This is a genomic window from Sphingomonas sp. LR55 (assembly GCF_036856015.1).
Classification (GTDB): Bacteria; Pseudomonadota; Alphaproteobacteria; order Sphingomonadales; family Sphingomonadaceae; genus Sphingomonas.
On record NZ_JASPFO010000001.1, the window covers coordinates 900,716 to 922,716 of the forward strand.

The 22,001-nt window shown below is 68.4% G+C and carries 17 protein-coding genes and 2 pseudogenes; 8 read left to right on the top strand and 11 right to left on the bottom strand.

Features of this window, described 5'->3' with window-relative positions:
* The first annotated feature begins 54 nt into the window (after window positions 1-54).
* Window positions 55-2,103: a hydantoinase/oxoprolinase family protein gene (locus QP181_RS04400; protein ID WP_333927744.1), complete on the top strand. Its 2,049-nt coding sequence runs from the start codon at window positions 55-57 to the stop codon at window positions 2,101-2,103.
* Window positions 2,104-2,113: 10 nt separating this feature from the next.
* Window positions 2,114-2,632, top strand: a pseudogene (locus QP181_RS04405) (hydantoinase B/oxoprolinase family protein); the annotation flags it as partial.
* A gap of 492 nt (window positions 2,633-3,124) precedes the next feature.
* Here the strand turns inward: QP181_RS04405 and QP181_RS04410 are convergent.
* The gene (locus QP181_RS04410; RefSeq protein ID WP_333927745.1) at window positions 3,125-3,499 is read right to left on the bottom strand and encodes a hypothetical protein; all 375 of its coding nucleotides are present in this window, start codon (window positions 3,497-3,499) and stop codon (window positions 3,125-3,127) included.
* A gap of 97 nt (window positions 3,500-3,596) precedes the next feature.
* On the opposite strand from QP181_RS04410, the gene QP181_RS04415 reads away from it, so the two are divergent.
* The 4 genes and pseudogenes from QP181_RS04415 to QP181_RS04430 all read left to right on the top strand — a co-directional run bounded on the left by QP181_RS04415 (window position 3,597) and on the right by QP181_RS04430 (window position 7,711).
* Entirely contained in the window at window positions 3,597-4,757 is a 1,161-nt protein-coding gene (locus QP181_RS04415; protein ID WP_333927746.1) for an ATP-binding cassette domain-containing protein, read from the top strand.
* A 402-nt stretch (window positions 4,758-5,159) separates the two neighbouring features.
* Window positions 5,160-5,447 (top strand): annotated as a pseudogene (locus tag QP181_RS20220) (HlyD family type I secretion periplasmic adaptor subunit); the annotation flags it as partial.
* A 37-nt stretch (window positions 5,448-5,484) separates the two neighbouring features.
* Window positions 5,485-6,126, top strand: coding sequence for a beta-barrel domain-containing protein (locus QP181_RS04425; RefSeq protein ID WP_333927748.1), 642 nt, complete (start codon window positions 5,485-5,487; stop codon window positions 6,124-6,126).
* Complete coding sequence (locus QP181_RS04430) at window positions 6,116-7,711, top strand: TolC family protein (RefSeq protein ID WP_333927750.1); 1,596 nt, start codon at window positions 6,116-6,118, stop codon at window positions 7,709-7,711. Before QP181_RS04425 ends, QP181_RS04430 begins: the two co-directional genes overlap by 11 nt.
* 194 nt (window positions 7,712-7,905) lie before the next feature.
* On the opposite strand, the gene pelF is transcribed toward QP181_RS04430, so the two are convergent.
* From pelF to QP181_RS04480, 10 genes are all read right to left on the bottom strand, one after another.
* Window positions 7,906-9,441 carry a GT4 family glycosyltransferase PelF gene (pelF, locus tag QP181_RS04435; RefSeq protein ID WP_333927751.1) on the bottom strand — a complete coding sequence of 512 codons (1,536 nt, stop codon included), beginning with the start codon at window positions 9,439-9,441 and terminating at the stop codon, window positions 7,906-7,908.
* Window positions 9,417-10,415, bottom strand: a complete 999-nt coding sequence (locus tag QP181_RS04440) for a hypothetical protein (RefSeq protein WP_333927752.1) — start codon at window positions 10,413-10,415, stop codon at window positions 9,417-9,419. Before QP181_RS04440 ends, pelF begins: the two co-directional genes overlap by 25 nt.
* Window positions 10,340-11,308: a hypothetical protein gene (locus tag QP181_RS04445; protein WP_333927753.1), complete on the bottom strand. Its 969-nt coding sequence runs from the start codon at window positions 11,306-11,308 to the stop codon at window positions 10,340-10,342. The genes QP181_RS04440 and QP181_RS04445 overlap by 76 nt, the downstream gene beginning before the upstream one ends.
* Window positions 11,305-12,780 carry a hypothetical protein gene (locus QP181_RS04450; protein WP_333927754.1) on the bottom strand — a complete coding sequence of 492 codons (1,476 nt, stop codon included), beginning with the start codon at window positions 12,778-12,780 and terminating at the stop codon, window positions 11,305-11,307. The genes QP181_RS04445 and QP181_RS04450 overlap by 4 nt, the downstream gene beginning before the upstream one ends.
* A complete protein-coding gene (locus QP181_RS04455) occupies window positions 12,777-13,385 on the bottom strand; it encodes a tetratricopeptide repeat protein (RefSeq protein WP_333927755.1) in 609 nt (202 codons plus the stop codon). Before QP181_RS04455 ends, QP181_RS04450 begins: the two co-directional genes overlap by 4 nt.
* Window positions 13,309-14,502, bottom strand: coding sequence for a hypothetical protein (locus QP181_RS04460; protein WP_333927756.1), 1,194 nt, complete (start codon window positions 14,500-14,502; stop codon window positions 13,309-13,311). The genes QP181_RS04455 and QP181_RS04460 overlap by 77 nt, the downstream gene beginning before the upstream one ends.
* Before the next feature lie 69 nt (window positions 14,503-14,571).
* Entirely contained in the window at window positions 14,572-15,393 is an 822-nt protein-coding gene (locus QP181_RS04465) for an endo alpha-1,4 polygalactosaminidase (protein ID WP_333927757.1), read from the bottom strand.
* Window positions 15,390-16,787, bottom strand: a complete 1,398-nt coding sequence (pelG, locus tag QP181_RS04470) for an exopolysaccharide Pel transporter PelG (RefSeq protein ID WP_333927758.1) — start codon at window positions 16,785-16,787, stop codon at window positions 15,390-15,392. The genes QP181_RS04465 and pelG overlap by 4 nt, the downstream gene beginning before the upstream one ends.
* Before the next feature lie 23 nt (window positions 16,788-16,810).
* On the bottom strand, window positions 16,811-19,420 hold the full coding sequence (locus QP181_RS04475; RefSeq protein ID WP_333929546.1) for a M10 family metallopeptidase C-terminal domain-containing protein: 2,610 nt from the start codon (window positions 19,418-19,420) through the stop codon (window positions 16,811-16,813).
* The gene (locus QP181_RS04480; RefSeq protein WP_333927759.1) at window positions 19,398-20,207 is read right to left on the bottom strand and encodes a hypothetical protein; all 810 of its coding nucleotides are present in this window, start codon (window positions 20,205-20,207) and stop codon (window positions 19,398-19,400) included. The genes QP181_RS04475 and QP181_RS04480 overlap by 23 nt, the downstream gene beginning before the upstream one ends.
* Before the next feature lie 223 nt (window positions 20,208-20,430).
* Here QP181_RS04480 and QP181_RS04485 point away from each other — a divergent pair, with 223 nt between their 5' ends.
* Both QP181_RS04485 and yghU read left to right on the top strand, forming a co-directional pair.
* Window positions 20,431-20,901: a nucleoside deaminase gene (locus tag QP181_RS04485; RefSeq protein ID WP_333927760.1), complete on the top strand. Its 471-nt coding sequence runs from the start codon at window positions 20,431-20,433 to the stop codon at window positions 20,899-20,901.
* Between the two features lie 198 nt (window positions 20,902-21,099).
* Entirely contained in the window at window positions 21,100-21,978 is an 879-nt protein-coding gene (gene yghU, locus QP181_RS04490) for a glutathione-dependent disulfide-bond oxidoreductase (protein WP_333927761.1), read from the top strand.
* Window positions 21,979-22,001: the final 23 nt, after the last annotated feature.

A 22,001-nucleotide genomic window follows, 5' to 3' on the forward strand; every position in this document is an offset into this window, starting at 1 on the left:
CAGCACAAGCGCCGGCCCGGATGGTGGCTGCGCGATCATCATAGCGGGGACATCATGGCTCATCGTTTGGGCGTCGATGTCGGTGGGACCTTCACCGACCTGCTGCTGCTGGATCAGGAGAGTGGCGGGTTCTGGCGGCACAAGACGCCGTCGACGCCGCATGACAGCTCGGTTGGTATCCAGACCGGGGTCGACGCGATCTGCGCGGAGGCGGGCATCACGCCTGCCGAGGTCGAGTTCTTCCTCCACGGCACGACCGTCGCGACCAACGCGGTGCTGGAAGGCAAGGGGGCGCGCGTCGGTCTCGTCACAAGCGAGGGCTATCGCCAGATCATGCAGATCGCGCGCAGCTTCGTGCCCGGGGGCCTTGCCGGCTGGATCGTCTGGCCGAAGCCCGAGCCGCTCGCCGCGCTGGAGGATACCGTCGAGATCGCCGGGCGGATGGATGCGCAGGGCAATGAAGTCCGTCCGATCGACGACGCCGATATCCGCGCCGCGCTGGAGGCGATGAAGGTGCAGGAGATCGAGGCGCTGACGGTGTCGCTGATCAACGCGTACCTGAACGGCGCGCATGAGTTACGCGTCGCCGAACTGGCGGCAGAAATCCTGCCCGATGTGCCGCTGTCGCTCAGCCATGTCGTGCTGCCCGAGATGCAGGAATACGAACGCACGCTGACGACCGTCGCCAACGCCGCGGTCCGCCCGATCATGCGCAACTATGTCCGCAACCTGCGCACCAAGCTGCGCGACAGCGGCATGGCGGGGAGCCTGTCGCTGCTGCGCTCGGATGGCGGGCTGATGTTGTCGGAGAAGGCTGAGGAGCATCCGGTGTCGCTGCTGATGTCGGGGCCAGCGGGCGGCGTGACCGGCGCATTGTGGGTCGGCAAGAACGCGGGCATCCGCAACATCCTGACGCTCGACGTCGGGGGCACGTCGACCGACGTTGCGCTGATCGAGAATCTCGAGGCGCGCCGAGTACGCACTACCGAGGTAGGCCATCTGGCGGTGCGAGCGTCCGCGCTCGACGTGAAGACGGTCGGCGCTGGCGGCGGCTCGATCGCCTACGTCCCCGAACTGACCAACGCGCTGCGGGTAGGTCCGCGGTCCGCGGGCCCGGTGCCGGGGCCGGTTGCGTACGGCAAAGGCGGCGCCGAGCCGACCGTGACCGACGCCAATGTCGTGCTCGGCTATTTGCCCGAATCGCTGCTCGGCGGCGCGTTCAAGCTCGACCGCGAGGGCGCCAAGATTGCCGTGCAGGGGATCGCTGACAAGCTCGGCATCGGCCTGATGCAGGCGGCGCGCGGGATCATCGACATCGTCAACGAGAACATGTTCGGCGCGCTCCGCATGATCTCGGTCCAGCAGGGCTATGATCCGCGGCACTTCGCGCTGATGGGCTTTGGCGGGGCGGGGCCACTCCACGTCAACGTGGTCGCGCGGTTGATGGGGAGCTGGCCCGCGGTGTCGCCGGTTTCGCCCGGCGTGTTGTGCGCGCTCGGCGATGCGACCACGCAGATGCGCACCGAGACCGCACGCAGCTTCTCACGCCGGTTCAGTGAGACCGACGAGACCGAAGTCCATGTAATCCTCAACGACATGGCCGCACAAACGCGTGCCGAACTTGCTGCCGAGGGCATCGCCGACGCCGACATCACCTCGCTGTTCAAGATCGACGTGCGCTACGAAGGCCAGGCGTTCGAGGTGCCGCTGTCGATCGATGCCGAGACCTTGGCGCGCGACGGACTCGCCGGCGTCACCGCGCGGTTCGACGAAGAGCACCACCGGCTGTTCACCTTCAATATGGAAACCGCGCACGAACTCGTGAACCTCCGCGCGGTCGCACTCGGGCCGCTGCTCGATCTCAAGGCGCCGGTGCTGGAGGAGGGCAACGGCGACCCAATCGCCGCGAAACTGCGCGATCACGAGCTCTGGACCGACGGCGCGATGCGGCCTGCGGTCATCTACGACCGGTCGAAACTGCGCGCTAACGACGTCATCCCCGGCCCGGCGATCATCGTCGAGATGGATTCCACGACGCTGATCGAAGGCGGCTGCATCGGCGTCGTCGACTCGGTCGGCAACATCCTGGTCAATCTGGCCTGAGAGGACCATCATGCCCGCACGCATCATCCAGGCCAACGACACGCCGTTCGAGACGGTACCGATCGATCCCGTCACGCTGGAAGTCATCGAAAACGCCCTCCGCAACGCCCGCATCGAGATGGACGCGACGCTCGTCCGGACCGCGATGTCGCCCGGCATCCGCGAACAGGGCGACGCCTTTCCGCTCATCGCCGACAGCAAGGGCCGCATGATCGTCGGCCAGTTCAGCTCGTATATCGGCCCGTTCCTCGACGAATATGACGGCACGGTCGAGGATGGCGACCTGATCCTCCCCAACGATCCCTATTCGGTGCAGGGCGCGATCAGCCACCTAAACGACTGGCTCGTGCTGATGCCGGTGTTCAAGGACGGCCGCCTCGTCGCCTGTACCTCGATGTTCGGGCATATGAGCGATGTTGGCGGCAAGGTGCCGGGAACGATGCCGATCGATGCGACCAGCATCTTCCAGGAGGGCGTCCGCATCCCGACCGTCAAGCTGTGGAAGCAGGGCGTGCACACCGAGGATCTCTAGCCTCCCCCGCGATGTTTCAACTAGTTGCAACATTGCTCGGTTGCCGTTGGCCATGGCAGCCTACCGGGGGACACGTTCCGACGTGAGAACGCAGGATTGTCGAACTGCCGAATATCGCTTGGCGGTGATCAATTCAGACATGCCCAATCTCCAGCAGCGGCTGGGCGTATGGAATGGTTGCCAAAAACCCCTTGCCTGCCGAAACCCGGCCGACGCGTGGCATCGGGTTTGCCGCGCTGCGTTATCATACCTTTTGCGTAGGTCGTTGGGGTACTAGGCGGCGGTAGGTCGGTGAAACGCAATCGAAATGCGCCGTGTTGGCTAGCTGCAAGTGTCTGCGAAACCGTTCGTTTAACCTTTGGCGGCTAAGCGGACGGCATGCCGACGTCCTTCTCCGCGCCTGCGACGGCAACGTCCGGGCATCGCCAGAATGCCCTAGCCAACGCCGTTCGGGGGTGTCGACGCCATCTCGTCTTCGCCGCGGTGTTCTCAGGACTGGTGAACGTCCTGTACCTCGTCCCGTCGATCTTCATGCTTCAGGTGTACGACCGTGTGGTGCCGACGCGCGGCGGTGCGACCTTGCTGTTGCTGACGCTGATCCTGGTGCTGTCGCTGATCGTGTTCGCGATCCTCGACGCGGTGCGGATGCGGCTGCTGCTGCGCGCGAGCACGCGGCTCGAACGTCAGGCCGCGCCGGGCATCTTGCTGCGGATTCTTGGCACCGATGGCGCGACGATCGGCCAGCGTAGCCAGGCGATGCGCGATTTCGATACGGTGCGCGGCACGCTGACCGGGCCGACGATCATCGCGCTGTTCGATGCGCCCTGGGCACCGATCTATATCGGCATCGCGTTCCTGCTCCATCCGTGGATCGGTGTGCTGGCGCTGGTCAGTGCGCTGCTGCTTGGCGGGATCGCGATTGCTAGCGACCGCGTCACCGCCGCCGCGGCGCGCGACACGCATGCGCGCGGTGTTGGCGACACGCGAACAGGACGTGTCGATCCACGGATCGGAGGTTGCGCGAGTGATGGGCATGCGCAACGCGCTGATCACCCGCCACCTGCTCGAGCGTGCCGAACTCGTTCGCCGCCAGTCCGCGCTAGCCGGCACCGCAGGGCAGTTCCTCGCGATCACCAAGTTCCTCCGCCTGCTGCTCCAATCGTTGGCGCTGGCGCTGGGGGCGCTGCTGGCGATCCGGCAGGATATCTCGGGTGGGGCGATCTTTGCCGCGTCGCTGTTGCTCGGGCGCGCGCTCCAGCCGGTCGAACAGATCCTCGGCGCGATGAAGCCGCTCGCCGCCGCGCGCAACGCCTACCGCGATCTCGATGCGTTCTGCGCGATGCCGGGGCCGTCGATCGATGCGACCACGCTGCCGACGCCGGTCGGCCGGATCGACGTGCGCGGCGTCACCGTCCGTGCCGAGGGGACCGACCGAGCGCTGCTGTCGGACATCAGTTTCGCGATCGAACCCGGCGAGATCGTCGCGCTGGTCGGCCCGAGCGGGGCGGGCAAGTCGACGCTGCTCCGCGTGCTGTCGGGGGCGCTGTCGCCCGACACCGGCGAGGTCCGGATCGACGGCGCGAGCCTGGCCGACTGGAACCGCGAACAGCTCGGTCGTCACGTCGGGTACATGCCGCAATCGCCGTCGCTGTTCCCGACCTCGGTCCACACCAACATCTCGCGGTTCCAGTCGGTGCTGGCGGGCGAGAGCGAGCAGCTCGACGCCGCGGTGGTCGAGGCGGCGCAGGCGGCGGGCGCGCATGAGGTGATCCTCGGGCTGCCCAATGGCTATGCGACGATGCTCAGCATGGCGGACGGATCGGGGCTGTCGGCGGGGCAGAACCAGTCGGTTGCGCTGGCGCGCGCGCTGTTCGGGACGCCAACGATCCTGTTCCTCGACGAGCCCAACGCGCACCTCGACAGCGATGGCGAGGCGCGGCTGGTGACGACGCTCGCGGCACTGCGCGCGCGCGGCGCGACCGTGATCGTCTCGACGCACCGCACCGGGCTGCTCCAGGCGGTCGACAAGATCATGGTGCTGCGCGGCGGCACGATCCAGCTGTTCGACGAACGTGCCAAGGTTGTTCGACCGCATGTCGCCGCTGCGGGAGGCGTACGATGATCCCCGCCGAACTGGCGAGCCCGGTCCCTTCTGCGGGCGGCGCGAGCCTCGCCGATCGCCTCCGCCTCGATGACTCGCCGCGTCACGCGATCCTCGTCGGCGGGATCGTCGCGATCCTGTTCTTCGTCGTCGGGCTTGGCTGGGCGGCGTTCGCGCGGCTCGATGCCGCGGCGGCGGGCGAGGGGCAGGTGGTCGTCGCGGGCAATCGGCAGACCGTCCAGCACCGCGAGGGCGGGATCGTCGCGGCGATGGCCGCGCGCGACGGCCAGCACGTCCGCGCCGGCGACATCCTGTTCCGGCTCGAAGGCGCGGAAGTGACCGCGAGCGAACGCGCGCTGGCGGCGAGCGTGATCGATCTCCAGGCACAACGCGCGGCTGGAGGCGGACGTTCGCGGCGGCGCGATCGTCTGGCCCGCCGAGTTCGCCTCCGCGCAAGGCGACGACCGCCGCCTCGTCGAGCGGGCGAAGTCGCTCCAGATCGCACAACGCACCGCGCGCTCGGCAGCGCTGGCGGCGAACGGCGCGGTCCTCCGTCAGCAGGCGGCGACCGTCGCGCAGCAGACTACCGGCTTCAACGCCCAGGCAAAGGCGACCGCCCGCCAGCGCGCCTCGCTCCGCCAGCAGCTCGAGAGCACGCGCGCACTCGCCGACGAGGGCTATGTCTCGCGCAACACCGTGCGCGCGATCGAGCGCTCAATCCAGCAGCTCGAAGGCACCGACGCTGACTATGTCTCGCGCCTCGGCCGCAGCGCGCGAACAGATCGGCCAAACCCGCGCGGAGGGCGTCCAGACGCGCCGCAAATATGTCGAGGACAGCGCCACGCTGCTCCGCGACACGCAGTTCCAGCTGAACGAGGTGATGCCCAAACTCGCCGCCGCCCGCGAGCAGCTGGCGCGGACGATCATCCGCGCGCCGGTCACTGGCCGCGTGGTCGGGCTGCGCGTCTTCTCGGTCGGCGGCGTGATCCAGCCAGGGCAGGCGATCCTCGACATCGTCCCCGACGCCGCGCCGCTAGTGGTGCGCGCGAACTTCTCGCCGAGCGATATCGACGGCGTGTTCGCGGGCCGCGAGGCGGAAGTGAAGTTCCTCTCACTGCACGAACGCGACCTGCCGATCCTGCTCGGCACGGTCCGCACGGTTTCCGCCGACTCACTCCGCGACGAGCAAACCGGCCACAGTTATTTCAGCGCGGAGATCACCGTACCGCGCGACCAGATCGCCAAGATCGAGGCGGTGCGGGGGCGCGATACCGGGATCCGCGCGGGCGTCCCCGTCACCGTGCTGGTCAAGCTCCGCTCGCGCACCGCGCTCGACTATCTGCTCGATCCGCTGACCGAAGCCTTTTCCAGGTCGCTTCATGAACGCTGATATGATCCGCCTCGCCGGCGCGCTTCTCCTCGCAACCCCGGCAGTCGCGCAGACCGCGCCGGAAACGCAGGTCGCCGCACCCGAAACGCTTGGCCAAGCGATCGCCGATGCCTATCGCACCAATCCGTCGCTGGAGGGGCAGCGGGCGCAACTCCGCGCGCTCGACGAACAGATCGTCCAGGCCGGCGCGGCCTACCGGCTGACCGCGGGCGTAAACATGACGCTGCAATACCAGTCGCAGGACCAGCGCGGGCTGCTCGGCGATTTCGCGGTCGCGCGCGGGCGGACGATGGGGGCTACGCTCACCGCGTCGCAGATCCTGCTCAACGGCGGGCGCACCGCGGCGCAGGTCTCGGCGGCCGAGGCGACCGTGCTCGCCGGCCGCGAGCGGCTGCGCGAGGCGGAAAACGCGATCCTGTACGAGGTCGTCGACGCGTTCGTATCGGTCCGCCGCGATCAGGCGTTGGTGGCGATCCAGCAACGCTCGCTCGACTCCTATGGGCGGCAGGTGACGCAGGCGATCGCGCGCGAACGCGGCGGCGACCTGACGCGGACCGACATCGCGCAGGCGCAGGCGCAACGCGAGATCATCCGCGCGCAGTTGGCGCAGGCGACGGTCAATCTCCAGGCGAGCCGGGGGCGGTTCGCCGCGGCGGTCGGGCGCAATCCGGGGACGCTGCTCGCGCCGCCGACGCTGCCGGGGCTGCCCAATTCGCTCGATGCCGTGTTCGCGATCGCCGAGAAGGAGAGCCCGAGCCTGTGGCAGGCGATCCTCGCGACCAGGGCGGGCGATGCGCGTATCGCCGCGCAACGCGCCGAACGCGCGCCGATCGTCGCGCTGTCCGGCAGCTATGGCTATGCCAGTCCCTATACCTATCAGGTGCGCGATCTGGGCGCGCAGGCGACCGGCGCGGTCACGCTGACGATGCCGCTGCTGAGCGGCGGCGTGATCGGATCGCGCGTCCGTGCCGCGGTCGCCGAACGCCAGCAGCTCGGCTTCGAGGTCGAGACCGCACGGCGCACGGCACTCGCCAACGCGCAGAACGCCTGGAACCAGGCGGTCGCGGGTGGCGAGCAAATGACCGCGGGGCAGCTCGCGACCGAGGCGGCGGAGTCCGCGCTCACCGGTGTCCAGCGCGGGTTTGCGGAAGGCTTTCGCTCGAATTTCGAGGTGCTTGATCCCGAACAGCGCCTGCTCACCGCGCAACTCGTGTTCGTCAACGCGACCTACGGCGCCTACGCCGCGGAGGCCCGTCTGCTCGCGACGCTCGGCCGGCTCCAGGCGGCGGCGATCGACCAGGGCGTGCCGGCCTACGACCCTGCGCGCAACACGCAGCGCGTGCGGGCGGCGACCTTCGGCCCGTTCGACCCGATCCTCGCGCCGATCGACCGCGCGCAGGTGCCAAGCAGCCGCGCACGCGTCGCGCCGATCGTCGCCCCCGCCACCGATACGCGGATACGCCCCGCGATCGTCGAGGCCTTGCCCGGCCCGCTCGGCACCACCCTCCCGATCGCAACGATCCCCGTGCTGGCGACGCCGGCAAGCGCCGACCTGAGCGACGCGGTCGTGACCGGCGGGGCCTGAGCCGCGGCGCGACATCCTCCGTCATCCTGACGAAAGTCAGGACCCCGAGCTAAAGGGAACAACGCCTGTAACCCTGGGTCCTGACTTTCGTCAGGATGACGGGAGGGGCGCCAGCCCCGCACGCCCGCAATCCTCCCCTGGCGGGGAGGATCATGCGGCTTGAGCGCTCGTGAACCGGGTTCGGAGCCGGCCATCTATGCCGCCATCAGCGACCCGTATAACGCGGCATAGGCGCCGATGATCGTGTCGTGATCGTAATCGCGCCGCACCCGTTCGCGCATCGTCTCGCCCATGGCCGTCCGCAGCGCGGGATCGCCGGCGATCGCCAGGATGCCCGCGGCGGTCGCGGCCGGGTTGACCAGCGGGGTGACGATCCCGCCATGCCCCGAGTCCGCGCCGCCGCGGCCCTCGATCATCTCGCGGCAGCTACCGACGTCGGGCGCGACCACCGGGATGCCGCACGCGCCGCCCTCGAGGATCACCAGCGGCTGCGCTTCGGACAGGCTGGTCAGCACGAGCAGGTCGATCCTCGCCATCCAGTCCTCGATCCGCACGCGGCCGGCAAAGCGGAATACGGCTCCGAGCGCGAGATCCTCGACCAGCCGGGTACATTCGGCAGCATATTCGGGGTCCTCGTCCTCGGGGCCGAGCACGACGAAGCGCAGGTCGGGGCGTTCGGCATGCGCGATCGCGGCGGCGCGGATGTACGTCTTCACATCCTTGATCGGTACCACCCGGCCGAGCAGCGCGACCAGCGGATGCGCCGGATCGCGCTGATCCGGGAGGCTTGCGAACCGCTTCGAGTCGATGCCGTTGGGGATTACGCGGACCCGGTCCGCGGCGGCGCCCAGGCGGCGTTGGACCGCGGTGTTCTCACCGTACAGCGCGACGATCGGATCGCAGCTGTCGTAACAGGCTGTCGCATAGCTGGTGAACGCGCGCACCCACAGATCGCGCAGATCGCGGACGCTGCGTTCGAGTTCGAGCCCGGTATCGACCTGGTCGCCGATCCAGTCCGCCATCATCACCTCGATCTGGCGTTCGAGCAGGTAGATGCCATGCTCGGTGATGAACGCCGGACGTCCGGTCTCGCGCGCGGCGCGGGCCGCCAGCAGCCCGGCGAACCCGGTCGAGATCGTGTGATACGCCTTCGCCTGCGGCAGGGGCGTGGTCAGCACCGCGAGCAGCCCGCCCAGCAAAACGCGCATCGCCCAGAAATAATGGTGGAACGACGCCTTGGGCAACATCGCCTGGTAATGTCGCCTGAGCCGCGCGAAGACCGCGGGATGCGACAGGATGTCGCCGGGCGCCAGCGGCCGGGCGGTGCCGCCGATCAGATCGATCAGCGTGGCGAGCCGCTCCGCGCCGCCGGTCGCGACGAACGCGACCAGCGCGTCGGCGATCGGCACCGCGATCCGGTCGAGGATCGTACGCGGCACGGCGGGCGCGGGCGCGAGGCCGATCTCGACGATCCCGACGACGTTGGGCGGCGGGGTCAGCTGGAACGGCAGCATATCCGCGCCGGGCTTGATCGCGGCGACCACGAACCGGACGTCGGGCAGATGCGTGATCAGATCCTGCAGCCAGCCGGACACGCCGCCGATCACATAGGGATACGCACCCTCGACGATCAGGCAGATGTCCGCATCGGGGATGTCGCGCGAGGCGGGCCGGGACCGGTCGTCCGCCAAGGCCGACAGCGCGATCACGCCGCGGCTCCCGTCAGCCACCATGTCGCCAGCGTCGTCGCGCCGCGGTCGCTACCGTCGACGGGAGCGTCGTCCCGCTCCGACGATGCCTCGATCATGGTCGCCATCCGGTCGATCGCGTCGTAATCGCTCACGGCCCAAAATGCCTCGATCATCAACGCATCGCGCGTTTCCGATCGCGGGTCATTCGCCCCGGACGCTACCGAAGCCACCATCGTCGCGACCGCGTCTTCGCGCAGGTGGCGGCGTTGCAGATCGGACAGCAGCACGTCCGAGCGGGCATGATCGCCGAGCAGCGTGGCCAGGCTGAGCGCGGCATCCGGATCGTCGCCCTCGGCAACCCGCGCCGACAGCCGCACACGCGCCAGCACCAGGTTCTCCGCGACCCGCGACGACGCGGCGGCGGCCAGCGCGCGGATCGTCTGGTCGCCGTCGGTAAGCGCCAGCGCGATGAGCGGTGACAGCGCCGGCTCGAACGATCGCACCACAGTCTCCAGCGCCCGCCGTCGCTCGGCGACCGCACCGTGCCGCATGATCGTCACCAGCGAACTCAGCGTGTCGGGGGTCGCATGATGCACCCGTCCATCGAGCATCCGCGCGACCGCGAGACGCGCGCCGCGCTGCGCGGACCCGCCGGCAACCGGGCCGAACATGGCGTCGTCGCTCCGCTGCGTGGTGGACCGCGATAAACGCCCAAGCGACCCGGCGAGGAGGAGCGCGACGAGCAGTCCGAACGGCCCGAGCACACCAAGCATCGCCGCCGCAAAGCCGGTCGCAGTGCCACCGCGAAGCCACACGCCGAACCCGAACACGCTCACCACGGCGTGCGCAGCGAGGCCCCAGCCGACCGCGACCCCAAATATCTGGCACGCCGTCAGGATCAGCAGTTCGACGATCGCCAGCGCGATCAGGCGGAGGATCATGCGACCAGCTCGGCGGATCGCACCGACGGCCGTGTCGTGTTCGGCATAGCCGCGAGCAGGGGCGTCAGCCACGTGGTGATCTCGGCGAGTTCGGCGGTACGGCTGGCGTTCAGCGCCTCGAAGGGCAGCGTATGGAGGACCAGGCATCCGACGACCTCACCGGTCTTCCGATCGGGCAAGGCGATGGCGGCAACGCCGATACCGTCGAGCACGTGGCGATCGCTGCGCTTGGCGACATGCAGGACCCGCTTGTGCCGTTCGATCCGCTCCATGAGCGCGGCGGGCAGGATGTCGCGTCGTCCCGCAGTGACCGGCCCGCGAAGCCAGGCGCGTGCCTCGTCGCCGGTGATGCGGTAGCAGGTGAAGTCGGGGGTCCGTGCGGCAAGCGCGATCAGCTCGGCGATCGCACCGCGCCGTTCGGCCGAGTCCGGCGAGCACAGCCGCGCGGCGGTCTCGATCGCATGACCAACAGTATGAGCTTCGGTTGCGATCTGGACCTGCAACTGGCGATTGGTCTGCGACAGTGTCGCGAACGCCTCGGTCAGTCGCGCGAGATTACGCGTCGCGACACGGCCGCGCGTCTCGAGCCGATCGTGACGCCCGGTGCGGATGATCGTCACTTCGCCGATGACCCCGGCAACGACGAACCACATCAGTGGCTGGAGCGACAAATGGAACAGATGGTCGAGATAATCGCGCTCGCCCGGATTGTCGTGAACATGGGCGAGCCACAGTCCCGACGCGATCGCGGCGGCTAGAACGCCGGGGCCGGTGCCGTAGGCGAGCGCCATCACCAGGACCGGCAGCCAATAGGGGTTCGGCTGGACGCGCGCAAAACCGGTGCCGCCGGTCAGCCACCAGTCGAGCGCGGCCAGCGCGGCAAAGGCGATTGCGATCTCGACCGCGATGCGCACGGGACGTCGCCACCGGGTCAGCGATTGGATGCCTTGTTCGTCGTGAGTCACTGCGTATCCCCAAGGCTGCGTGTCAGCAGCGCCCGCGCATAGAGTTGGCGTCCCGAAAAGCCGGGGCGCGCGATTGAGGTGATGCCGCCGCTGCCCTCGACCCGCCAGGCCACCGCGATCGGCGCGGTTATGCCCAGGCTGGCGGTCGGGCCGTCGCCGCCGAACCGGTCGATCGTCCACCCCGCCAGCGCGGTCATCTGGACGGCACCGACCGCGCCGCTGACCAGGCCCTGGACGGTATGGTTTTCGCGGGTGGCGAGCGGAATGAGCGGGAGCCCGTTCACGCCCAGCTGTTGGCGTTGAACATATTCGGCCTCGAACCGATAGGTCAGGCCAAGTGCGGGGAACTGGCGACGGATGAGATAATCCACCCCGCCGCTCGCGACAATCGTGTCGCTCGCGCCGTTGCTGCCGGCGAGCCCATACCGGTTCGCGCCGATATCCGCCTGCCCCAGCAGGCCGGGTGTCAGGCGATAGGTAACTCCGATCAGTGCCCGCGACAAATATCCGCCCGCCAGTACCTGCGCCGGGGTCGAATAGTCGGGCATGTGCCGGGTCAGCGTCGCGCGAAACTGCGCATCGGCGGATCCCGCGACCGCCTTGGCACCACCGCCGGTAACGCCGTCGTCGAGCGCCGCGGAGGCGAGCAGCTGGACGCGGACGGCGCCGTCGAACGCCGCCGCCAGCGAGGCGTCGAGGATGGTCTCGCCGCTGTGGACGGTCTGCGCATCGGTGCCGACGCGGCTGACGACATGGCGAAGGCCGCCACCTGCGACCAGCGTATCGCCGACCGCGGAGTCGATCCGCGCCCCAAACTCCGCCTGCGACAGATCGCTGCCGTCGCGCGCGGTGACGCCGATGCTCGCAGTCCCGGGTGCAGCGGCGATCGCGCGCCGTGCGGTCAGGTCGTCGGCCGCGAGCGCAAGGTACTCGCGCGCCGCCCCGCGCACGTCGCCGTCTGCGAGCCGCGTGTCGGCAAGCATGCGCGCGGCGCGTCGATCGGTCGGATAGCGTGTCGCCAAGGCTGTCGCGGCGCGTCGTGCCGGCCCCGGATAGCCCGCCGCGGCGTCCGCCTCGATCGCGGCCAGCGCGGCATCGGAGGCGGTGTCGTCGGTGCTGTCGGCCAGCGGTTCGCTCGAGGCGGGCGGTGAGAAGGCCAGCGCGACCACCGGGCCCGCCTGCCGCCACGTCATCGTCCAGCCGGCGGCGGGACGCAGCACGAGGCTGTCGTCGTTCCAGCGCAGATCGCCGATCGCATCGCCTGCCGCGTCACGAAATGCGGCGATCCGGTCGGGCGTGATCGGCTGGTTGAACCGCGCGACCAGCTCGCCGTCGCGGTCCTCGATGCGGACCACGGCCGCGTCGGGCCAGGCGAGCCTGGTCTCGGGCGCGGCGATCCGGCTGTCCGCGAAGACGGTACGGGGAACGGTCAGCACGGGCGCATCCGTCAGGCAGAGCAACAGCGCGATCATTGCGCCAACACCGTCCGCGCCCGGCCCGGCTGGCCCTGCGCGATGAGCAGGCGGGCGTGCAGCGCGGCGAGCGATCGGTCACGCGGCATCTCCGACCGCAGTGTTTCGACCAACACTACCGCCTCGGACCGACGCCCGAGCTTTTCCAGGATCTCCACGCGTGCCTTGCTGTCGGCCGGAGTCTGGGCGAGCGCGCGGTCCAGCCAGGGGCGGGCCGCCCGCTCGCCGCCGAGCCGCGCCTGCACGTCGGCCATCAGCCGCAGCGCCGGAAGGTCGGTCGGCGCGGTCGCCAGATGTTCGTCAAGCCCTGCCGCCGCGCCCTTGGCATCGCCCGCATTCCAGGCGGTCCAGGCGAGGTCGAGCTGATCGCGGGGTGCCGCGACTCCGGCTGCGACGCGGCGTTTCGCGATTGCTGCCGCTTGGGTCAGATCGATCCGTGCGGGGGCGGCGGCCGACAGCGCGCCGAGCTGCGCCGGATCAAGTGCGCGCCCGTCGAGCAGCGACGTCACCAGCGTGCGACCGGCGGCATCATTGCCCGCCGCGCGGGCCAGCGACAGCCGCATCAGCAGCATGTCGGTCTGGCTCGCGAGCGGATGCCGCGTCACGAACGCCAGCGCCTCGCCCGGCCGGTCCCGCTCGGCATAGCGTACCAGCCAGCCACGCTGCTGACTCGCGGTGCCCTGCAGCGCTTGTTGCTTCAGCCAGGAGAGATCCTCGGACCCAGGCCGTGGGCCCATCAAGTACAGCAGGCGCTGCGCTACCGGCGCGGTGGGTGGCATTCCGCTCGCCGCCCGGCGCAGGACGGCGATCGCATCGGCGCGATAACCCGCCGCCAGCAAGCGTTCCGCTTCCCGCTCGGGCGGTGCGCCCGGCGCCGCAGCACGGGCCAGCAATTCGGTCCGCAGACCCTCGCGGTCGCCCGCCTTGGTCATGATTTCCTCGCGCGGCCGGACGCTGCGCGACCGGGAGATAGTCGGCCGCCCGCAACCCTGCCGCGGTATCGTTCGCACGCGCCGCCACGCGGATCGCCAGCCAGGGATCCGCCGCCCGCCAGTTCGCGGCCGTCGCCTTGTCAAGCAGCGCGATCAGGTCGCCGCGGCCGGCCGTGTCGGCGCGGCGCGCGAGATCGAGCGACAGCGTGGCATCGGGCGGCGGGATCACATGGTTCGCCGCCGCCGCGATCACGAGGTCGGGCCGATCGATCGCATAGGCCGCCGCGACGATATCCTCAGCCGCCACCGGTCCGCGCTTCTGCGTCGCCTGCGTGACGAGCACGGCTGCATCCGCGGTCCGCCCGGCTCGGCGAAGAAGGTCGACACGCAACCGCCACGTCGCGGCGGTAGCGCCATCGGACCGGATCGCGAGATAGTCGAGCGCCACCGCCGGTCTCTTCGCCGCGACCAGATCATAGGTGACCTGCAGCGTCGACACCGGCTGACCCTCCGCAATCAGCCGTACGGTGAGCGCTGCGAGTGCCGCCGCGTCGGCGGTCGCGATCTGCGCCGCGATCGTCGGGTGCAGGGGCGGCAGCACCGGTGGCGGTACCGGGGCGGCCGGCATCGAACTCGCCGGCACCGGCGCCGGCACCGGTTGCGCACGGCGCTCGGCGTGACGGATCTCGCGCGCGTTCGGCAGCAGCAACAGCCCGCCCGCGAGCAGGCCGAGCCCGGCGATTGCGGGCAGGACGATCGCGAGCCGTCCGCGTCGGCGGTCGATCCTCATCCGGTCGGTTCCGGCATCAGGCGGTCGAGCGCGAGCGTCGCAACATAGGGGCTGAACCCCGCCGCGCGCTCACGCGCATATAGCGCCGCGATCTGCGTCGTATCGGCAGGATTCCAGTAATCGAGCGTCATCAACGCCAGTGCCGGGTTCCGGCTCGCGCGGCGCGCAGGCGACCCGCTTGCCACGCCCAGTCCGACTCGCTGAGCAATTCATAGCGTTTGGCAGCGAAATTCCACCGCGACGCCATCGCCTCGCCAAGCAGATAATCGATCTTGGGCGCGACGTCGGGCAGCAGCGCGTAGCCGCGGTTGAGCATGATGCGAATTTTGGGAAACGCGCGCGCACGGCGGCGATCAGCGTCGCACCTGCCGCCACCATGCCCGTGTTGGCCACCGGATCCTGCCGTTCCATCGCTTCGGCGTTATCCATCGTATCGATGAAGATTCCGTCATAGCCGAGCGCCAGGATCGCGGGGACGAGGCGGTCGAGCACCGCCGCACGCCATGCCGGGTGGCGCAGGTCGGCGAGCCGCGCGTCGGGCCAGTTGGGATTGGCGGCGCTGAGCGCGCCGGCCTTGTCGAGCGCGGCGAAATACGGCCGGCCGCGCTCGACCTCGCCGAAGCTGACATAGCCGAGCAGAATGCTGCCGGGGCCTCGCAGTGGTGCGATCGGCCGGGCATGGTGCGGCTCGAGCACCAGCAGCGCGCATGCCCGCGCCAGCACGGGATCGGTGGTGGCGCCGTAATCGATGCCCCAGCGTAGCACCGTGTCCGGGGACGGTTTCGGTGTCGCCTGCGACCGCGATCGCGCGCCGATCGTCAGCCCGATCGCACCCATCGCGAGCACACGCTGCAGGATCGTCCGCCGCGCCATATCGTCAGATCCCGTCATAACAGACGCCCTCCGTGCCCCACGACCGAGGGATTGTTGCCGACGAACAGCAGATAGGTGAGGCTCACCGTGGCTTCGGCGACCAGCGCGATGCCGACCGACGCTCCGACCACCGCACCCGCCATATAGCCCCAGCCGAACGCGGCAAACCCCGCATGCCATTGCAGCAGTGTCGCGATGGCGCTGCCGACCGCGAAGGCACTCCAGGTCAGCAGGATCCGGCCGAACAGATCATAATAGGCCAGCACGACGGTCGCCGCGATCACGACGAGGTGGAAGACCGTACCGAGCGAGGTCTGGCGAAACGCGAAGATCGCGCGTGCGTCGGCCCCGATCAGGTCGAACAGCGGTACCGCGAACACCCAGGCGAGCGCGGCGACCAGCGCCTGCACCAGCAGCATGATCCGCAGCCCGTCGAACATCGTCCGCGCGAGCTCGCTGCGCGCCTCCTCGATCCGTTGCAGCGTCGAGGTGCCGGTACACCGCACGATCAGGTCGCCGAATGCGCGGTCGAAGCGCGTCTCGGTCACGATCAGCAGCAGCGTGAGGCCGGGCACCATCGTCAACAGCCCGAGAAAGCTGCCCTGGTCGTTGATCGGATTGAGCCGCAACAGGCCGATCGCGCGCAGGCTGTCAGGCCCCAGCCACAACAACCATTTGTCGATCCAGATCGCCGCGACCCCGGCGACCCCGGCCGCAGCGACGATCCAGGCGAGCCGCGGCGTCATCGCATCGCGCGTCGGCAGGACGGGCGGGGCGGAAAAATGCCGGCGGATCACCACCATGATCGCCGCCAGCGTCAGGCCGATGCCGCCGGCGATGATGGCGAGCACGGTGACGACGTCGAGCTTGGGCAACAGTGCCAGCAGCAGTGTCGCAAAACCGATGCCGAGCAGATAGGCGAGGGGGATCGCGCGGTAACGGCGCAGCGCGGTGAGCAGGGGCGCGGCGATCCAGACCTGCGTCAGCCACGCGAGGATCAGCGTCGCGAGCGCCGCCTCGCCGAGGGGAAGCCGCGCGAGCATGCCGTACACGACCGCGCCGACGCCCATCGCGATCGCGCCGCCGACCGCGAGCGCGACCAGCATGATCCCCGACACGCCGCCGGCATCGCGTGCGAAAATGCGATCCGCGACCATCCGCGTCGCCAGGATGCCGACCGGTGCGGCGGCGAGCGCGGACAGGCTGAACGCATAGACCAGGATCGTCTGCACGGTCCGCGCGCCATCGGCGCCGAGATGCGCGCCCGACCAGTGGTTGAGCATCGCCATCGCGACCGCGGTGATCAGCCACGGCCCGGCGCTGATCACCGCGCCGAACGCGGCGGCGCCGACGATCCCGCCGACGCCGCCCTCCCGCGCGGTTTTCGCTAATTGGAAGCCTATGCCCGCCATGACACGCCGGCCTATGCCGCGGACTACATGAAGAAATCGTTCGCGGTCAGCACGTGGTGGCCGGTCAGCGCGATCGAGAAGTCGGCCGCCGAGCCGCTGTCGGTATTGCCTTCGACGACGGTGCATTCCTTCCCACCGATCATCTGGTAGCTGTAGCGCAACTGGCCCGGCGCGGAGAATTTCGCGGTCGTGCCGATGAAGCTGAACGCCTGGTCGCCGCGCGCGAACAGCGAGCTGTTGGCGTCGATCATCGACAGGTCGATCTTGTCCTGCCCGACCGCGAAGTCGGTGATGACGTCGCGCGACGACGAGGGCAGGCTGTCGCCCTTCACCTCGAAGCGGAAGATGTCGGCGCCAGCGCCGCCGGTCATCGTGTCCATGTCGTCGCCGCCGATCAGGATGTCGTTGCCGTCGCCACCGTTGAGGATGTCCTTGCCGTCGCCACCGATCAGCGTATCGTTGCCCGCGCCGCCGTTGAGCGTGTCGTTGCCGAGCCCCTCGGTGAGCTTGTCGTTGCCGCCAAGCCCGTTGAGCACGTCGTTGCCCCAGCCGCCATCGAGCACGTCCTGCTCGCCGGTGCCGTTGATCGTGTCCGCGAACATCGTGCCGGTCTTGGTGATCCCGATCACGTCGGTCACGCCGATCGTCAGCGTCTGCGCATCGACCGCACCGCGTGCGTCGGTCGCGACCACGGTGACGCCGTAGATGTTGTCGCGGTTGGCGTCGGTCGGCGCTTCGTAATCGGGTGCGGTGACGAACTTCAGCACGCCGGTCGTCGCGTCGATCGAGAAATTGGCGCCGTCGCCGCCTGCACCGATCGAATATTTGATCGAATCGCCCCAGACGATGTTCGCGTCGGTCGCGGTGATCGTGGTCAGCGCGGTACCGTTCTCGGCGATCGACAGCGCGCCGGTGGTGCCGCCGCCGAACGAGGTCAGCACCGGATCGACGTTCGCCTGATGGCCGATCTTGACGTCGTGCACACCGATCGCGCCAAGATCGATCGTCAGGATCTCGCCGATCTGGCTGGCGATCGTGCCGCCGCTCAGCGTCGTCCAGTCGGTCCCCGGTGCCTTGAGGTCGACGGTCACCTTGCCTTCGCCCTCGACGGTGAAGGACAGGTCGCGCCCGTCGCCGCTCAGCGTCGTCAGCGTCGCGCGCATCGGCAGCGCGGTGATATGCGTCACGTCGTCCGCCACCGCGCCCATCGTGATCGCATAGGTGCCGCCCGCCTTGGGCAGGAACACCGTGTCCGCGTCATAGGCGTACCAGTTGGCGACCGACTTGATCATTTGGCCGCTACTCTGGCCATCGACGTCGAGCGAGAAGGTGCCGGTGGTCGCGCCGACCGTCGCGGTGATCGTGTTGCCGACCACGGTCGAGGTGATCGTCGCGTTCTGGAACGCGCTGACCCGGCCCGCGAGATCGGCGAGCGTCACGAACTCGACGCCGGCGGCGGCGGCCTGCGCGATGAAGGTGGTGAACATCTGCTTGGTATACAGGCTGGTGGCGCCGTCGGCGGCCCACATAGTCGGACCATAGTCATGCCACGGCCACACGATGACGGGCGCGTCGGCATTGGCGGTCAGCGCGCCGAATTCCTTCGCCCAGATCGCGCTCGCCTCGGCGACGGTCTTCTTCTGGAATTCGATCAGCGAAAAGTCGAACGACGTGTTCGGCGCGATATACACCTTGTCGTCCGCGGCGTTCTGCGGCGTCATATAGCCGAGCGCGTTGGGATAGCCCGCCCCGACGCCCGAATAGCCACCGCTGAGATACGTCACGTATTTCAGGATTTCCTGGCTCGTCGCGATCTGCTCGGGCGCACCCGGTACCGCGGCCCCGCCGACCGTCACGGTCTTGCCGAGATACGCGCTCAGCTGCTTTTCCAGCTCGGCGCGCGACTGGCCGAACTCGTACGCGATCTGCGCGTCGGTCAGCAGATTGGTGTTCTCGGGGTGCGTATAGCTGTGCGAGCCGACTTCGTTGCCGGCATCGAGCAGCGCCTTGTAGACCGGCAGCGACACCGCCCAGTCGGTCGCCTGGCCGTTCGCCGGATCGTTGCCGATGTTGACGTAATAGCTGCCGACGAAATTATATGCGGTCTTCCACTCGGTCAGGATCGGCAGCAGCTTGTCGTAGATGCCGGGCGCGGTGCCGGCCGGATTGACCTCGGTGGTCTGCTGGCTCTGGTCCATGTCGACGCGCGACGCGAACAGCCCGGCCTGGCGGGTCATCTGCAATCCGACCGACAGCGTATCGCCGTGGACCGAGTAATCGATCGCCTTCTGCAGCAGGTTGTCGTCGGCCATCACCGCTTCGCTCGAGAACAGCACGTTGCGCCCGCCGGTCTGCGTCGCGATCGCCGCCGAATAGGTCTGGCCGTTCACCGTCTCGGTGGCGATCGTCGTGCCCGTGCCGCTGACGCTGGTGAACGCGTTCCAGCCGACGCCGGTATATTGGCGGATGACCTGGCCATCCGAATAGCCGTCGAGCACGAGGTGCGACGCGTCGCTCGCCTTCACCGTCACGTCGGCGGGGAAGCCACCGGTCACGCGCGTGGCGTCGAACAACAGCTTCATCCGCGCATAGGAATCGCCGGCCAGCGCGCTATTGTCTGCGCCGTTGGTCATGAACTCGCCCGCCGCGACCAGGCCGATGCCGAACTGCTTGGTCGCCTGTTCCAGCGTCTGCGCGATCAGGTCTGCCTTGCTCGCCTCGACGTTGCGGAACGACGGGAAGACGATCGTGCCGTATTTGGCGAGCGTCGCCAGGCTGGTCAGGTCGCCCTCGGTCAGGATGTCGAACGGCACGCCCGCCTGCATCGCCTGGGACTGCGCGGCCATGAACAGCTGCGAATAGGCGGTCTTGCTGAAATAGGCGTTGGCGGTCGAGATCGGACCACACGATCGCGATCCGGTGCGACGGGTCGGCGACGATGCCGGTGTCGTTGAAGACGGTAAAGGCGGGGTTCGAATAATTGCCGGGCAGGAACGCGGTGTCGTTGACGTCGTAGATCGTGTCGATCGCCTGCGGATTGCCGATCGCCGCCTTTGGCACCTTGAACTCGACGGTGGTCCGATCCGCCGACCAAGCCGCCTGAAGGCCGCTCGCGACCAGGGTCTGCCCCGCCGCGCCGCTGTACAGCGAGACGGTACCGTCGGCGGCGAAGTTGACGTTGTACTCAGCACCGCCAGCAAACCCGAACACCTGATAGCCGGTGGTCGCGTTGCGATCGGTGTTGAGCCACGCGGTGGTGTTCGCGCCGATCGCGGCGGGGGCGGTGATCGCGAACGCGAAATCGGCGCCGTCGCTGCGCGCATAGATCGCGTATCCAGTGCCGAGCCCGCGATCGATGCGGTCGCCGGCGGTCCAGTCGTTCAGATTGCCGTCGACCGTTATCGGTGCTGCGTTCGCCATCGTTCGTCCCCGTTTCGCCACAGGCCTCACGCCGGGCTGAGGCTGCCCGCCATGAAACTGACCGTGCCCTAGCGAATACAGCCAGCGTTTCGAACAGCTTAGATGGTCAGTTTGCACCGAACCTGTATCAGCGTGGTACGGGGATGGCCGTTGAAAACCTGGCAGCCAGATGGAGGGCTGAACGTTTGCAAGGCGTCTACACAATGCGCTTTGAGGAAATGGAATGAACGATATCGACATGAGCCAGCTGCGGCGGTGCGTCGAGCTGGCGACCGAAGCCGTGGACGCGGGCGACCAGCCGTTCGGCTCGATCCTTGTGTCGCGCGCCGGCGAGGTGCTGTTCGAGGACCGAAACCGAACCGGCGGCGGTGATCCGACGCGTCATCCCGAGTTCGCGATCGCGCGTTGGGCCGCCGAGCATTTGTCGCCGGAGGAGCGGCGACAGGCTGTCGTCTATACCTCGGGCGAGCATTGCGCGATGTGCGCGGCGGCGCATGGGCTCGTGGGGATGGGAAGGATCGTCTACGCGACGTCGACGATCCAGCTGAATGAATGGCTGCGCGAATTCGGCAAGCCATCGCTCGGCATCGTGCCGCTGCGGATCACCGACGTCGTCCCCGATGCGGTCGTCACCGGCCCGGTGCCAGCGTTCGCCGACGAGGTCCGTACGCTCCACGCACGTGCGGGCAACTGACCCGAGATCGCTGATCGCGTGCGAAAAGGGGGACCGAGAGTGACGATCGGGTATTCGAACATTCACGTTACGGAAGCGGCTGGTACCTTACGGCTCTGGTAAGCCACGCATGGCCGAGCGACTTCGGTTCGGGCCCTTGCGCATAAGCCCACAACGGCGCACTTCGCCGACGCAGAGTAGAGATAGCGGAGAGCCAGAATGACCGAGACCGCCGAATACACGCCGCCCAAGGTCTGGACCTGGGACAAGCAGAGCGGAGGCCGGTTCGCCAGCATCAACCGCCCGATCGCCGGCGCCACGCACGACAAGGACCTGCCCGTCGGCAAGCACCCGATCCAGCTCTATTCGCTGGCAACGCCCAACGGCGTGAAGGTGACGGTGATGCTCGAGGAGCTGCTCGCCGCGGGTCATACCGGTGCCGAATACGACGCCTGGCTGATCAAGATCATGGACGGCGACCAGTTCGGCAGCGGCTTCGTCGCGGCCAATCCCAATTCGAAAATTCCCGCTTTGGTTGATCGCAGCGGCGCGGAGCCGATCCGCGTATTCGAATCCGGATCGATCCTTCTCTATCTTGCCGAGAAGTTCGGCGCGTTCTTGCCCACCGATGTCGCCAAGCGCGCCGAAGTGCTGTCATGGCTGTTCTGGCAGATGGGGGCAGGGCCGATGCTGGGGGGCGGTTTCGGGCATTTCTACGCCTATGCTCCCGTGAAGATCGCATATGCGATCGACCGTTTCGCGATGGAGGTTAAGCGCCAGCTCGACGTGCTGGACCGGCGACTGGGCGAGAGCGAGTATGTCGGTGGCGATGACTATTCGATCGCCGACATGGCGGTGTGGCCCTGGTACGGCGCGCTGGTGACGGGGCAGGTGTATGACGCCGCCGAATTCCTTCAGGTGAGCGACTATAAGAACGTCCTGCGCTGGACCGAGCTGATCGGGGCGCGTCCGGCTGTCCAGCGCGGCCGGATGGTCAACCGCGTGATGGGTGATCCCGCCAGCCAGCTCCACGAGCGCCACGATGCCAGCGACTTCGACACACGGACACAGGACAAGCTGGACGCCACCGCGGCGTAAATTCAGGCGCGGTGACGTAGTGC

Coding starts and splice junctions, on each gene's coding strand:
- QP181_RS04485 (WP_333927760.1), top strand. CDS start 20,431: ATGAACGATATCGACATGAGCCAGCTGCGGCGGTGCGTCGAGCTGGCG.
- QP181_RS04400 (WP_333927744.1), top strand. CDS start 55: ATGGCTCATCGTTTGGGCGTCGATGTCGGTGGGACCTTCACCGACCTG.
- QP181_RS04460 (WP_333927756.1), bottom strand. CDS start 14,502: ATGAGGATCGACCGCCGACGCGGACGGCTCGCGATCGTCCTGCCCGCA.
- QP181_RS04450 (WP_333927754.1), bottom strand. CDS start 12,780: ATGATCGCGCTGTTGCTCTGCCTGACGGATGCGCCCGTGCTGACCGTT.
- QP181_RS04430 (WP_333927750.1), top strand. CDS start 6,116: ATGAACGCTGATATGATCCGCCTCGCCGGCGCGCTTCTCCTCGCAACC.
- QP181_RS04475 (WP_333929546.1), bottom strand. CDS start 19,420: ATGACCAACGGCGCAGACAATAGCGCGCTGGCCGGCGATTCCTATGCG.
- pelG (WP_333927758.1), bottom strand. CDS start 16,787: ATGGCGGGCATAGGCTTCCAATTAGCGAAAACCGCGCGGGAGGGCGGC.
- QP181_RS04480 (WP_333927759.1), bottom strand. CDS start 20,207: ATGGCGAACGCAGCACCGATAACGGTCGACGGCAATCTGAACGACTGG.
- QP181_RS04465 (WP_333927757.1), bottom strand. CDS start 15,393: ATGACGGGATCTGACGATATGGCGCGGCGGACGATCCTGCAGCGTGTG.
- QP181_RS04415 (WP_333927746.1), top strand. CDS start 3,597: ATGCGCGCGGTGTTGGCGACACGCGAACAGGACGTGTCGATCCACGGA.
- yghU (WP_333927761.1), top strand. CDS start 21,100: ATGACCGAGACCGCCGAATACACGCCGCCCAAGGTCTGGACCTGGGAC.
- QP181_RS04425 (WP_333927748.1), top strand. CDS start 5,485: ATGTCTCGCGCCTCGGCCGCAGCGCGCGAACAGATCGGCCAAACCCGC.
- QP181_RS04410 (WP_333927745.1), bottom strand. CDS start 3,499: ATGGAGCAGGAACGCGATGCCGATATAGATCGGTGCCCAGGGCGCATC.